Below are 12,747 nucleotides of genomic sequence, written 5' to 3'. Positions count from 1 at the left end.
AGCTTATTTCTCACATTTTTGTAAAACTCTTATGAGCTCTGTTACCGACCAGGCTTGGGCATCGCAACCACGTGGTGTGTGGGGGGCAGAGCCATCCATGACTTCAGGGATTTGTTCGACAGCACCTGTGTTAAAGAGTATTCTCGAGCTGTAAAGTAAGGACTTAACTGTTGGTATAGCTTCTTCGCCATAAATCTTTAACATTGCTTCTGGGTAAGAAGGGAAAGGCCAGTTCCAAGCCGTGCCATTGTGATAAGCAGGTTTTCTGCGTGTATCTTCATCACCTTCATAATGATGGAAATAAGGGTTTTCAGGATTGTTAAGGAGTTTACCATAATTGGAGTAGACTGGGAGTGGGAATTCGTTTTTACGATCAGCTAAACTTCTGATAGCGCCTGGAATTAAGAGGCAAGAAGAAGATTCAAAAATAGCTTTTTGCATTTCTATGTCTTGAATAACATCGAGGGTGATCGCAAAGAGTTGATTCGAGCGTAAGGCGTCATCGGCAGGTGATTGTGCCGCCGGGTGATAAGTTTTGCAATGCAGGCAATCGGATAAAAAGCCACGTTGCTCATCCCAAAAATACTGAATGAATGAAGCGAGAGCTTTGTCGGCAAGTTCTTTCCATTTGTCTTGCTTAGTGTATTTATGAAGAATGTTGAGGGCTTTAATCCAAAAAACTTGAATCTCTACGGGGTAACCTTCTCGTGGTGTGCCAGCTGGGTAGTTGGTGTCCATCCAAGTGAAATGTGAGGGGCTATAAACGAGGAGTGATTCGGGGTCAACTTTAATGCCATTGGGAGCGCCAGCAATATAGTTTGTCGCAATTGACTCCATGATTTGGAGGATTGAACGGCCATTACAATCGAGCTTGAGAACCTTCTCATCACCTGACTCATTTATATAGTCATCACAGGCAACAAAGAACCAAAGAGGGGCGTCACTCGTGTCGCGGTTAGCGGCATCAGCACCATGAATGGAGTTGGGCAGTGTTCCCGCTTCTTCAAAGCTAGCAAAGCGTTGGAGGATTTTTACAACGTCTTTGCCAAAACCAGCACTAATGAGTCCACGGCAGCAAATTAGTGTGTCGCGACCCCAGTCTAAGAACCAAGGGTAGCCAGCGATGACGGTTTTCATGCCATCTCGTGCTACGACGTAATGGCCAACCGCTTCACGAAGTTGATCAATATATGAGTTAAGTGCTTTTTCTTCTGGGAAGGGGATGTCCGTAATTTTAATTACCGCTTGTTTTTTATTGCGGATTACTTGGCCGAGAAGCGTACAGGAATCACCAGGTTTGAGATCTAAGAGGAAGAAGCCGGGGCTATAAAGGTCGCAATGACTTTCGAGTCCACGCAGAGCTTCATTTCTTTGGTATTGGTTGTAGGACCATTCGTCTTCACGCATGAATTTACCATTAGAGCTGGTGATGCGGAGTTGACGGTCATTGGCGGGGCTAAACTGTAATTCGCGTTTCGTGGACTTCACTTTGCTTGCCCAGAGTCCTTCGAGTCCTGCACCCGCTTTTGTATCCGAATGGAAGTCGCGATCTTCGAGGTCGAGGCGGATATAGATTTTGACACTGGTCTGCGATGCTTCTTTGAGCGAGCTCTTTTCTCTTGTGATTATAAAGGTGGTAGCATTTTCTCCGGGGAGCATAAAGGCTTGTACACTCAGGATTAAGCAGCGGTGATGGCCGAGGGGAAGTTCGTAGATGAGTTTTCGATTGCGTCCATTGCCGCGAATTTCAGTGAGAAATTTTTCGCTAAGCTCATAGGTGGCGTGATGACAGTCTACGTAAATACGGTTGCGTCTCCACATGATGTGACGGTTTTCTGGGTAGTCAGGACTTAAGTTGGCAGCGAGAAGCGCATCGTAACGAGTCCAAATATTGGAGATGCCCGTGTTGAGTCTCATCATAGCGCCTTTACCATTGGTGTCTAAAATCACCTTGTTGCAATCTTCAACAGGGTATTTGTCGGTGTAGGGCTGATCGATAGTTGTTAATCGCAGCAGAGTTGATTGGTGTTTTTGAATCCCTTCTGGAGTATTGATCTCTAAGTTAAGGGGTTCGTAGGAAATCTTTCCTTGATCTTCAAGAGGAAGAAGCAAAATGTAGTGCTGACCATCGTGAGCTAGGAAGGAGTCATGTTTACGTCCAAAGACAAAGATATTAAAATTGTGAGGGGCTTTGAAGAGCAGGGACGAATTTACCGGACAAGGAACTTGGCGTTTAAGGTCGAAGGGGAATTCCCAAGTTGTAGGGATGATGTTTTGTTCATTGAGCCAATTCATCGGGCCAGCAAGTAGCGTTTGACTCTGAGCCTCTAAGTTATTACATAAATCAAATTTATTTGTTTTATAGGCGAGGTTCGCAATCACACGTTGGGCATGATGAATTTGTTTCTTTTTATCAGCTGAAGCAATTTTGTCACTTTCTGTACCGAGGCAAAGGATTTCTCCAGGCTCGACTTGGAAGTTTAAATTTTGACTATCAATTTGCTTACTGCCAATCAGTAGGTCAGGGCAAGAAAAGGGAGTCTCTAATTCGAGCTGATGGCCGTGTTCCATATCCAAGTTAATGAGAATGAGGAGGGGGCTTGACCCGTCTTTTGAACGTCTTTCATAAGCAAGTAAAGAGGAGTTCTGTAAGGGGATTTCTTTGATCAGAGAATTTTCGAAGAAAGCTGGGTGAGTGAGTAAGAGCTCATTGAGTTCTTTAATCTCGCTAATTAAGTTTTCGTCAGCGCCCCAATTGAGTCCACTAGCTCCGTGAACATTTACTTTTTCTGTAGCGAGCCATTCGACACCGTTAGTGAAACCAAAGCATCCGTTATGAGAAAGTAGAGCTGATAATGTGGTGCGTGATTTAGCCCAAAGTGGTGAAGTGTCTGCGAGACGTGCATTATCGTGGGTTTCTGCGTAATGAACCATGGGGCCATATTTTTGACTAAAGTCAATGGAGTACTTCATGTAGGCGCTGACTTGGTCCTTGCTATAGTTTTGGAATAACTCAGAATAAGCCCAGTTGAGGTTGCAGTGATTGAGCATATTCTCGGTCGTTTCCCAGGGGCCGCCTAAACCTTCTAATAAAAAGATTGTTTCGGGATACTGTTCACGGACTTTAGCCGCAATGTATTTCCACGCGGGTTCAGGGATCATATAACCTGCATCGCAACGGAAGCCATCGACACCACGTTCACACCAAGTGAGGAAGACGTCGGCTAAATAAACCCAAAGCTCAGTGTCTTTGTGATTGAGTTCAGTGAGGTCTTCCCAAACCGTGCCCCAAGCACCAGGTTGATAGATGTCGCCATTATCGTGACGACGTACCCATTCCGGATTGGTTTCGTGAATTTTCGAAGCCCAGCCCGTGTGGTTGATGGCGATGTCGATAATGATGCGTCCCTGTTTTTGGTGAACGGCATCGGCGAGTTCGCAGAACTGTTGAACTGGCGTGGTTTTGAGATTGAAGTTGCAGAGTTCAGGATTAACCGCAGTGAAATCGAGGGCGGCGTAGGGCGAACCATAGCGTCCCATGCGAGCGTAACTTGTTGGAGTGGGGTTGATTGGGAGCAGGTGCAAGATATTGCAGCCCAAGTCATCAAAAATATGGTCGAGTTCGCAGATGAGATCACTGAATTTTCCGGAGGGAGGAATAACTGTGTAGCCTTCTTCATCGAGTGTTTTAAGCTCGTCGTGAGAAGGGGCGTTTAAGAGAGTTTTATTTTTGCCGAACTGGCGAGGGAAAGCACAGTAAATTGAATTGGCATAACGGCTGCTGTTGGGCTCAATATTGAGTACAATATCGGGGCCATCTTGCCACAAGAGTTCACCATCGTCGAGTTTTAAATAAGCTTTCGCTCTAAAATGCCCAGCTTCACTAAGAGGAAGGGTGAGGGCGAAATTTCCATTGCCTTCGTCATTCATGGGGTAATCATTCCAGCCGAGGTCAAATTCAGTTTCGTCATTTTCTATATGACGAATGACTTGCTCGTTTCTAATTGCGGATTGATTAAGATTGGTGCGGAGAAAAGCTTTTCCAGGAACGCTGCTTTGTAATGTGAATTTTTGTAAATCCCCCGAAAACTTAACTAAATGATCGCCTGTGCTTGGTGAGCTAGATAACTTAGCTTGTGACATTTTTCTACCCTCGAAATTATTGTGTTTTTAAGCTTGGCCTGCTTGGAGTTCTTTAAATTTTTGCGGATCTCGCATGAGTGATTCGCCGACTAAAATTGCGGAACAGCCACAATCTAGGAGTTGGCGACTATCTTTTCCAGTTTTTATGCCACTCTCGCCAACAAGAATTTTATCTTCTGGTATAAATTTAGCGAGTTTACCGGTGAGGCTTAAGTCAGTTGTGAAGTTGCGGAGGTCGCGATTGTTGACCCCGATAATCTTTGCGCCCGCCGCTAAGGCTTTGTGAGCTTCTTCTTCATCGTGGATTTCCACAAGGGCTTCCATGGCAAATTCTCTACCGATAGCAAGGAAGTTGCGCATCTCATCCTCAGTCAAAACTGCGGCAATCAATAAAAAGGTGTCGGCGCCCGCGACGCGAGCTTCGTGAATTTGTAATTCATCAATAATGAAATCTTTGCGCAGCAGTGGCAATTCGACTTCTTGGCGAATTTGCTTGAGGTAATCAATCGAACCCTGAAAGTAATCCTTGTCAGTTAAGACTGAAATCGCTGCAGCTCCAAGTGTTTGATAGTTTTTTGCTGTTTTGACGGGATCGAAATCGGCAGAGATCACTCCTGCAGAAGGTGAGGCTTTCTTAACTTCGGCAATGACGGCAAGGCCACTGTTGACTTGCAGCGCTTGAGCAAAGTCTTTTGTAGTCGGGCCAGCTTCGTAAGCTGCTTTTTTAAGGGCGTCTCTTTGACTCTCTTGGTTTTTGATTTCGATATGTTTTGTAGCAATGATTTTTTTGAGGATGTCAGCAGGATTCATTTTGGTTTGTGCTTAAAGTGTTTTCATTTTCTTTACCAATGGGGAAAGGGAAGTCAGCGAGTTCGGTCTTGCTGATTTTTGACATGAGAGTCGATAGAGTATGGAGGATCTTGAGTTGACCTTCAACTAAAGCGGATAAGTAAAGGTTCGCAATGACAGTCAAGATAAGCCCTTTTTCTGTGCAGGGGTGAGCTTTGATTTTTTCATCAATCAAAGAACACTTCCAATTATTGGCGGGTTCAATCAGCATCTTGTTTTTGTCAATGAGGCAATGATGTCCCTTGTGGAGGACAATTTGAAAAGGCCATGAAAAACGCGTTCCCCAGAGTTGGGAAATGATGCAAAGCATGAGTGGGCTGCCTTCACCATTGATAAGCACGCTACTGATAAGGTTAATGCCAGAATCGAGAATGTCGTTTTTGGGGACGTAATAGTTTTTGTCCTTCATGTAATTACACAAGGCCTTAGTATTGAACTCCGCGGCGCTCAGATTTTTGTACGCTTCCTCCATTGAACTTTGTAGCTCAGAGGGTTTGAGGTCGGGGTAATAGATCGAGTTGAGGTAGATGAGGTCTTCCCAAATCAGAATTTCGTCCTTTTCGATGCGTTCAATGAAATGGGAAAAATTGATTTTCTTCTCTAGAATAGCCTCGATTTGGTGGACGCGTTTGCGAAGTAGGGGGTTTGCCGACTCCTGTAAGCCACGTAAGGCGGGGAAAATGTCAGGTCCATACTGCAGGAGCTTGCCAATTGCGATGGTCGCAATTTTCGGATCTTCGTCTTCTAAAAGTTTTAAGAGAGCTTCTTTTTCGCTCATTGGTCTTGCTCCAAATATTCAGTTCTATATAGAAGTATATCACTTACATATTTTTTCGTCATGGGAAAAGTGATTCTTTCCAATACTTTTTCGTCATATTTTTCTGGCGCCCAGTTTTCCTTGCGAACATTGCCTAAGCCTGCGTTGTATTCTGCTAGGGCTAAAGCAGTCGCGTCGTCGTACTTTCTCCATCGCTTGAGATTAACTGATAAGAGGTAGGTTCCTATATCGATATTAATCTCTGGGTCGAGTAGGATATCGTAGTATTTTAATTTTTGCCTTTTGCTTAGACGGGCCCATTCATCGGCGGCAATAGGCATAATTTGCATGAGGCCGTATTCGCCTGCGGCACCTTTTTGGCGAGCGACAAAGCTACTTTCTTTGCGAATAACGGCTTTGATTAAAGAAAAGGGGACTTGATGTCTTTGAGAAGCCTTGTGAATCGTTTTGTCGTAGAGGTCGCTGCTACGGTTTCGGTTGAGGTAGGCGACGATACTTAAGCTGATAATCAAGCTAATAAAAATGATTTTTCTCATTCAGTGAAGGCTTGGTCCAGTAGGGCTTGTTTGTTAATGCTAATGTTTCCCTCGTTAACTACTGGTGAGTAACTCAGGCGGTTGAGTAGCTTATTGCAGGCAGCTAGGTTTTGGCTTGTGCTCTCGAGATCTGTTAAGCTAAAAGCCTTGGGGTTGAGACGTAGATCGTTGGCGATGCCATCTAATGCCTCTTTAATATCTTTTAGTATGCCACTTTTCATAGAGCTTTTTTTACTGTGCCCTTTCAGGTCACTTTGAACACGTCTGCGAAGTATGTCGAGTTCTTCGCTTATTTCTTCCAATAGGTACTCGCGTTGGAAATTTTCTTCGCCAGTGAAAGTTGAGGGAAGCACAGTAATGAAGAGTATTTCAAAAAGAATGATTAAAGCAATCAAGGAGCGAGCAGTCCACGATTTTACATCTTCTTTACCCGAAACTTCAGCACGTGTGGAGTTGATTGAAGCAATGATTGTGAGTGTGCCAATTTTCAGCTCGCGACCACTCGGGAGAGCGGTAGTTGAGTTTGCTTTAATTACTTCGTCTTCCAGCTGGGCTTCGCTATCTTGGATTTCAAATTGGAAGCCTCGATCGGCTTCTTTGACCGAAAAACTAGCACTGCCAAGCATCTGAGATAAAGCCTCGTGCGAAGAACTCTGGAAAGTAGAATCGCTGCTTTCAATGATGATGGAGTCAGTTTCGCCGTTAACAAATAAGCTGAAAGACATGTGAGGGCTACCGTAAAAAATTATTAATTTGTGCAATCTAATCTAAGATTTGTTTTTATCCTTAAGAAAAGTGAAAATTTTGCTTGTTATCCAGTGGAAATATTTTTGACCTTGATTATGTTTCAATCCGTTCAGCATACCCGATGGTGTAATTGGTAACACAGGAGGTTTTGATCCTCTCATTCTTGGTTCAAGTCCAGGTCGGGTAGCTGTACAAATTTTTACCCGATGGTGTAATTGGTAACACAGGAGGTTTTGATCCTCTCATTCTTGGTTCAAGTCCAGGTCGGGTAGCTTACTTTTCTTTATTACCCGATGGTGTAATTGGTAACACAGGAGGTTTTGATCCTCTCATTCTTGGTTCAAGTCCAGGTCGGGTAGCAGAAAGAAAATTGAATCTCCCCTTTCATACCCCCCTTCAAATGACCTACACTTCTTTCAGGTAGATGCTGAACTCGTAGCGTGGAATCTTTCCTTCAATCTTTTTAGCAATCAATAAGTCTTGTTCTTTTTTGCTGAGCCTTTGCAATAAGTTGTCTTTCTTATTTAAGTCTTGCCCGGGGAAATACATCTGAGTCGTGAGCTCGTGATAATCCTTTTTTGAGACCTTGAAGTGAATGTGCGGTGGTCGCAAACGCTTTTTGCCAATCGGGTAGGCGCCTGGTAGGATGGTTTTGAACTTAAATTCACCCTTTTTTCCGCTGGGAACAATCGACCAACCCTGAAAATTGGGGTCTAAAGGTGCGTTATTATCATCGTGGGGGTGACGGTAGCGCCCTGCGGCATTAGCTTGCCAAAGATCGACTGTGGCATTTTCAATGGGCTTGCCTTGGAGGTCGAGAACGCGACCAAAAACTTCAATAATAGTTCCCTTGGCAGATTGTTGACTTCCTTTAAATTTAGTCAGGTCAAAGTCTTTATCTTTTTGTTCGTAGGTGGGATAAAAGGGGCCCTCAATTTGTGTAGGACTAGGGATTTGTTGAGCTTTAGCACCAAAAGCAAATAGGCTTCCGAGGGAAGCCATTTTCATAAAACGACGACGGTTCGACATAAGTTACTCTCTTTTTTGTTTAACTATATGTCTCTATATCGCAAGAAAAAAACTAATTCTTACAGTTGACCTTAAATTGTCTTGGAGTCATCTTCATGACTTTTTTGAATTCTTTACTGAAGTAGCTCTGGTCACAGAAGCCGCACTTGAGGGCAATTTCGGCTATATCGTAGTTTAAATTAAGTAAGTCACAGGCGTGATCAATACGCAATTTTTTGATGAACTGACTGGGGCTGCAAGCAAAGTGTTTTTTGAATTTGCGCTCAAAGGTACTCACACTCATAGCGTTTTGATAAGCAAGTTCTTTGATGTTTACTGAACCTTTAAAGTTTTTCTGAAGATAAGTAATCGTATTTTTAAATTCACTATAGGGCTCAATACTTTCTTTTGTCATCTTAATATCGCGAGATAGACCCTCGACGCCAATGATCTCGCCTTTTCTATTGTATAGGGGAGCCTTGGTTGTTTGAAACCATTTAACATTGCCTTTGCCGTCGCCAACGAGTTCAATTTTACTCGGGAAAGTTTGTCCACTTTCTATAATGATTTGGTCATCTTCTCTATGTTTAGTGGCCAAGTCATGACGTTGAACATCGAAATCGGACTTGCCAATGATGTCGCTGCTTGATTGCATGTGAAAGTGCTTGAGAAGACTTTTGTCGACACAGACAAAAATACCTTTTAAATCCTTGACGAAATAAAAGGAATCCATCTGGTCAGTTAATAGATTACTCGGGGTTTGGCAGTCGTTTTCATTATAAAAACCTTCTAGGTAAACAATATTATTGTTCATAATTTATTCCTTTGTTTATGCTCTTATATATATTGCCTAATTTGTTACATAACAAGCCTTAAATATGTAGTTTGACGATTTTGTTATAAAAATTGGAAATCGTATTATATCTCTTTTGCCATCCTGAATTTAAACTTAATCAAGTTCTAAAATTAGGAGAATAAAAGAAATGAGTAACGATGTGAAATTAGCCTATGAAATCCGTGGCGAAGGTGAGCCATTAGTCTTAATAATGGGGCTCAGCGCTCGTGGTGCTTTTTGGGAAGATCACGTACTTGAGTATGAGAAACATTTTAAATGTATCATCGTGGATAATCGCGGTGCGGGTGATTCGCCCAAACCAGAAGGTCCTTACACTAGCCGCATGATGGCAGATGATACAGCGGCTTTAATAAAAGAATTAAACTTAGGTAAATGTCATGTTGCTGGTATTTCTATGGGCGGCATCATTGCTCAGGAGTTAGCTCTAGCTCACCCAGAGTTGATCCAATCATTAGTGATTATTAGTAGCTGGGCCAAATGTGACCCTTATGCTTTACAGGTTTTCGACCACTTTAAAGATATGAGAAAGATTGCGAATCCCGCAGATTTCATGAAGCTTCTTCAGCTTTGGATTTTTGCCCCGCCTTTCTTTACTATACCTGAATGCCAGGAGGCACTTGTGGAAGGACAGGAAACGGCCCATGAAAACTACATGGAGCTTCACGCTTTCTTGGCACAAGCAGATGCTTGCATGGGGCACGATGCCGTCGATCGAGTTTCGGCTCTCAGCCAATTTCCCACACTTATCACAGTAGGTGATCAAGATATTTTTACACCGGTTAAATTTTCTCAGCAGCTTAATCAGCTTATTGAGGGCTCAGAACTGAAAATTTATCCAGGTACAGGTCACGCACACCACTGGGAAGTCCTCGAAGACTTCAATCGTGACACAACAGAATTTATGTTAAAACATTCATTAATAAGGAAATAAATTATGAGCAAGATAAAAATAGCAAGCGAACATTACGCATGGGTTATGGCTGGTTGTATCAACCCAGATGAGCCTTATACGGATAAAATTGGTCACATGGCAAAGATTTGTGGTCAGGCAGGTTTCGAAGGTTTCGAGCCCATCGACAAATTTATGTACAGTTCCTATGATGGAAAAGTACTCCAAGACGAAATGAATGCTGCGGACATCGAACTTTCTTCAGTTGTACTTCTCGATGATTGGCTCAGCCCAGAGGAAACTGCTGCAGAAAGAGAAGCAGCTGATAAGCTCATTGACTTCCTCGCTGAATTTTTCCCAAATGCCGTCATGATGCTTTGTCAGATGCCCACAACACGTGATGAAAAAGATCTCATTGAGCGTCAAGATAACCTCATTTCTTGCATCAACGAAATTTCTCGTCGTGCAGTTGCCAAGGGCATTAAGTGTTCTTATCACCCGAATTCACCTGAAGCTTCAATCTGGCGTACTCAGTCGGATTACGACCGTCTTCTTCCTATGCTCGACGCAAAAGTTTTAGGCTGGACGCCTGATGTTGGCCACATGGCTTACACTGGTATGGATCCAGTGCAAATGATGCGCGACCACCGTGCAATCATCAATCACGTTCACTACAAAGATATGCACGAGGATAAGTCTTGGGCACTCATGGGCGAGGGTATCATTGATTTCAAAACTCTTACACAAGATCTCGTTGATACGAATTACGAAGGTTGGATCATTGTGGAAGATGAATGTGAGCGTTCTGTAAATGAACCGGATCAAGTGACTCTAGAATGTGGTGAGTACACCAAGAAGGTTCTAGAGCCTATTAGCAAAGGATAAATATGAAAAGTCTTTGGAACGATCAAGAAGCTGCAAAGTTTGCCGATGATGACCTAGCTATGCGAGTCTATACTTCGCGCCTTCTTGGGCAAAGCGAAGATCTCGTACTTCACGGAGGGGGTAATACCTCGGTGAAATCCACTCAAAAAGATATTTTTGGCAATGAAGTCGAAGTGCTCTATATCAAAGGCAGTGGCTGGGATCTCAAGACAATCGAGAAAGCCGGTTTTTCACCTGAACGTCAGAAAGAATGTTTACAGCTCGCGGCCATGCCTGAACTCAGTGATGTGGAAATGGTGAAGCAATTGCGTTTAGCTTTGCTTGATCCAGCTGCACCAAATGGTTCAATCGAAACTTTAGTGCATGCCTGTATCCCCTTTAAGTATGTGGATCACAGTCACGCTGATGCGATTGTTGTTGTCTCTAATAGCGATGATTATAGAGATCAACTCGAGGATTTATTCCCCGAACTCCTTATACTTCCCTATGTTATGCCAGGTTTTGATCTAGCTAAACAATTCGATAAGGTCGTTAAAGATGGACTTCTCGAAGGTAAAAAGGGTGTGATTCTCATTGGGCACGGACTCTTTACTTTTGCGGATGACGCAAAGGAATCTTACGAGTTGCATATCGAAGCCGTGGATAAAGCGGAAAAGCTTATTTTAGAAAAGCGTCAAGAGGCTCGACAGGAGTCATCTGCTGGCGAGCTCAACTTACTCGAATTAGCAAAAATTAGAAAAACAGTTTCCGATCTACGCGGTTCAGCTGTGACCATAAAAGTTAATCAATCTAAAGAAGCGGTCGGTTTCTCAAATCGTTCAGATGTGAATTCAATTGCGACACGTGGAACACTCACTCCTGATCATAGTATTCGCACCAAGCGTACACCAGTGATTATTGGTGATGATTCAACGCAGGCACTTGAAAGCTTTAAAGCTGATCACGAAGCTTACTTTGCTCGCAATGCGGGTGCAGAACACACCATCTTAGATCCAGCACCTCGTTGGGGCGTCTGGAAAGGTCAAGGTATCTTGAGTTTTGGCGTCAATACTAAAGAAGCGGGTCAGATTAGCGATATTGCCGGCCACACAGCCAATGGCATTCAAGATGCGGAAGCACTTGGTGGTTGGAGTCCCGTAAGCGAAAAAGATCTCTTCGAGATTGAGTACTGGGAACTCGAGCAACGCAAACTCAAAAAGGGTGGTTCTAAACCCATGCTTCAGGGTCAAGTTGCCATCGTAACGGGTGCCGCAGCAGGTATTGGCCGTAAATGTGCCGAAGACCTCATGAGTCATGGTGCTTTGGTTGTCGGCATTGATATTTCACCAAGTATTGAGTCATTCACGAGTGCAAGTTCACTTGGCCTCGTTTGTGATATTGGTAAGGAAGATCAACTCAAAGCGGTTGTGGAAAAAACTGTGGCCACTTTTGGCGGTCTCGATCTCATTATTTGCAACGCAGGTATTTTTACTGCGGGTGAATACGTCGAAGATCTTGATTCCAATAAATGGGATGCCACACTTCGTATCAACCTCACGGCGAATCAATTGCTCGTGAAATATGCCGCACCTTACTTAAAACTCGGTATTGAACCCGCAGTACTCTTTGTGGGATCACGCAATGTGGGGGCACCTGGACCAGGCGCAGCTGCTTACTCAGTTTCCAAAGCAGGTTTAACTCAATTAGCCCGCGTACTCTCACTTGAGTTAGCACCAAATGGTATTCGCGTCAACGTCATTCATCCCGATGCAGTTTTCGATACGGATCTGTGGACGCCAGAAGCCTTGGCTCGTTCAGCAGAGCGCTACGGCATGACGATTGAGGAATACAAAACTCGCAACCTACTCAAAACAGAAATCAAATCAGCCAACATTGCTGAAATGTGTACCGCCATGGTGGGACCACTCTTCAGTAAAACAACTGGAGCACAAGTTCCCGTTGATGGTGGTAACGATCGAATAATCTAAGTCTTGCCAATAGGCGGACTCAAACCTCAAGCCCGAAGGGGAGTACCCCGGGAACGCCGAGCTCCTGCTCGGCACTTAAATTTAAAATA

The 12,747-nt window shown here is 43.7% G+C and carries 10 protein-coding genes; 3 read left to right on the top strand and 7 right to left on the bottom strand.

What is annotated here, in order from left to right; all coding sequences use genetic code 11:
• Window positions 1–3: 3 nt before the first annotated feature.
• The 7 genes from LNTAR_RS15095 to LNTAR_RS15050 all read right to left on the bottom strand — a co-directional run bounded on the left by LNTAR_RS15095 (window position 4) and on the right by LNTAR_RS15050 (window position 8,875).
• The gene (locus LNTAR_RS15095) at window positions 4–4,143 is read right to left on the bottom strand and encodes an amylo-alpha-1,6-glucosidase (protein ID WP_007279592.1); all 4,140 of its coding nucleotides are present in this window, start codon (window positions 4,141–4,143) and stop codon (window positions 4–6) included.
• 27 nt (window positions 4,144–4,170) lie between these two features.
• Window positions 4,171–4,953 (bottom strand): indole-3-glycerol phosphate synthase TrpC, encoded by a 783-nt coding sequence (gene trpC / locus LNTAR_RS15090; RefSeq protein ID WP_007279591.1) that lies wholly within the window; start codon window positions 4,951–4,953, stop codon window positions 4,171–4,173.
• Window positions 4,940–5,770 carry a hypothetical protein gene (locus LNTAR_RS15085; protein ID WP_007279590.1) on the bottom strand — a complete coding sequence of 277 codons (831 nt, stop codon included), beginning with the start codon at window positions 5,768–5,770 and terminating at the stop codon, window positions 4,940–4,942. The genes trpC and LNTAR_RS15085 overlap by 14 nt, the downstream gene beginning before the upstream one ends.
• Window positions 5,767–6,306, bottom strand: coding sequence for a lytic transglycosylase domain-containing protein (locus LNTAR_RS25865; RefSeq protein ID WP_007279589.1), 540 nt, complete (start codon window positions 6,304–6,306; stop codon window positions 5,767–5,769). The genes LNTAR_RS15085 and LNTAR_RS25865 overlap by 4 nt, the downstream gene beginning before the upstream one ends.
• The gene (locus tag LNTAR_RS15075) at window positions 6,303–7,031 is read right to left on the bottom strand and encodes a hypothetical protein (RefSeq protein WP_007279588.1); all 729 of its coding nucleotides are present in this window, start codon (window positions 7,029–7,031) and stop codon (window positions 6,303–6,305) included. The genes LNTAR_RS25865 and LNTAR_RS15075 overlap by 4 nt, the downstream gene beginning before the upstream one ends.
• 427 nt (window positions 7,032–7,458) lie before the next feature.
• Window positions 7,459–8,082: a dioxygenase family protein gene (locus LNTAR_RS15055; protein WP_007279587.1), complete on the bottom strand. Its 624-nt coding sequence runs from the start codon at window positions 8,080–8,082 to the stop codon at window positions 7,459–7,461.
• 52 nt (window positions 8,083–8,134) lie between these two features.
• Window positions 8,135–8,875, bottom strand: coding sequence for a helix-turn-helix domain-containing protein (locus LNTAR_RS15050; protein WP_007279586.1), 741 nt, complete (start codon window positions 8,873–8,875; stop codon window positions 8,135–8,137).
• 169 nt (window positions 8,876–9,044) lie between these two features.
• Here LNTAR_RS15050 and LNTAR_RS15045 point away from each other — a divergent pair, with 169 nt between their 5' ends.
• From LNTAR_RS15045 to LNTAR_RS15035, 3 genes are read left to right on the top strand one after another with little or no spacing between them, the layout of a single operon-like run.
• On the top strand, window positions 9,045–9,848 hold the full coding sequence (locus LNTAR_RS15045) for an alpha/beta fold hydrolase (RefSeq protein ID WP_007279585.1): 804 nt from the start codon (window positions 9,045–9,047) through the stop codon (window positions 9,846–9,848).
• A 3-nt stretch (window positions 9,849–9,851) separates the two neighbouring features.
• Window positions 9,852–10,691, top strand: coding sequence for a sugar phosphate isomerase/epimerase family protein (locus LNTAR_RS15040; RefSeq protein ID WP_007279584.1), 840 nt, complete (start codon window positions 9,852–9,854; stop codon window positions 10,689–10,691).
• A gap of 2 nt (window positions 10,692–10,693) precedes the next feature.
• A complete protein-coding gene (locus LNTAR_RS15035; RefSeq protein WP_007279583.1) occupies window positions 10,694–12,658 on the top strand; it encodes a bifunctional aldolase/short-chain dehydrogenase in 1,965 nt (654 codons plus the stop codon).
• Window positions 12,659–12,747 lie beyond the last annotated feature (89 nt).

The organism is Lentisphaera araneosa HTCC2155, assembly GCF_000170755.1.
Lineage (GTDB): Bacteria > Verrucomicrobiota > Lentisphaeria > Lentisphaerales > Lentisphaeraceae > Lentisphaera > Lentisphaera araneosa.
The sequence above is the reverse complement of the archived record's forward strand: the minus strand, read 5'-3'. Positions and strand labels throughout refer to the sequence as shown.

Excerpts from the sequence above, each read along its gene's own strand:
- LNTAR_RS15095 (WP_007279592.1), bottom strand. The coding sequence starts at position 4,143 with ATGTCACAAGCTAAGTTATCTAGCTCACCAAGCACAGGCGATCATTTA.
- trpC (WP_007279591.1), bottom strand. The coding sequence starts at position 4,953 with ATGAATCCTGCTGACATCCTCAAAAAAATCATTGCTACAAAACATATC.
- LNTAR_RS15085 (WP_007279590.1), bottom strand. The coding sequence starts at position 5,770 with ATGAGCGAAAAAGAAGCTCTCTTAAAACTTTTAGAAGACGAAGATCCG.
- LNTAR_RS25865 (WP_007279589.1), bottom strand. The coding sequence starts at position 6,306 with ATGAGAAAAATCATTTTTATTAGCTTGATTATCAGCTTAAGTATCGTC.
- LNTAR_RS15075 (WP_007279588.1), bottom strand. The coding sequence starts at position 7,031 with ATGTCTTTCAGCTTATTTGTTAACGGCGAAACTGACTCCATCATCATT.
- LNTAR_RS15055 (WP_007279587.1), bottom strand. The coding sequence starts at position 8,082 with ATGTCGAACCGTCGTCGTTTTATGAAAATGGCTTCCCTCGGAAGCCTA.
- LNTAR_RS15050 (WP_007279586.1), bottom strand. The coding sequence starts at position 8,875 with ATGAACAATAATATTGTTTACCTAGAAGGTTTTTATAATGAAAACGAC.
- LNTAR_RS15045 (WP_007279585.1), top strand. The coding sequence starts at position 9,045 with ATGAGTAACGATGTGAAATTAGCCTATGAAATCCGTGGCGAAGGTGAG.
- LNTAR_RS15040 (WP_007279584.1), top strand. The coding sequence starts at position 9,852 with ATGAGCAAGATAAAAATAGCAAGCGAACATTACGCATGGGTTATGGCT.
- LNTAR_RS15035 (WP_007279583.1), top strand. The coding sequence starts at position 10,694 with ATGAAAAGTCTTTGGAACGATCAAGAAGCTGCAAAGTTTGCCGATGAT.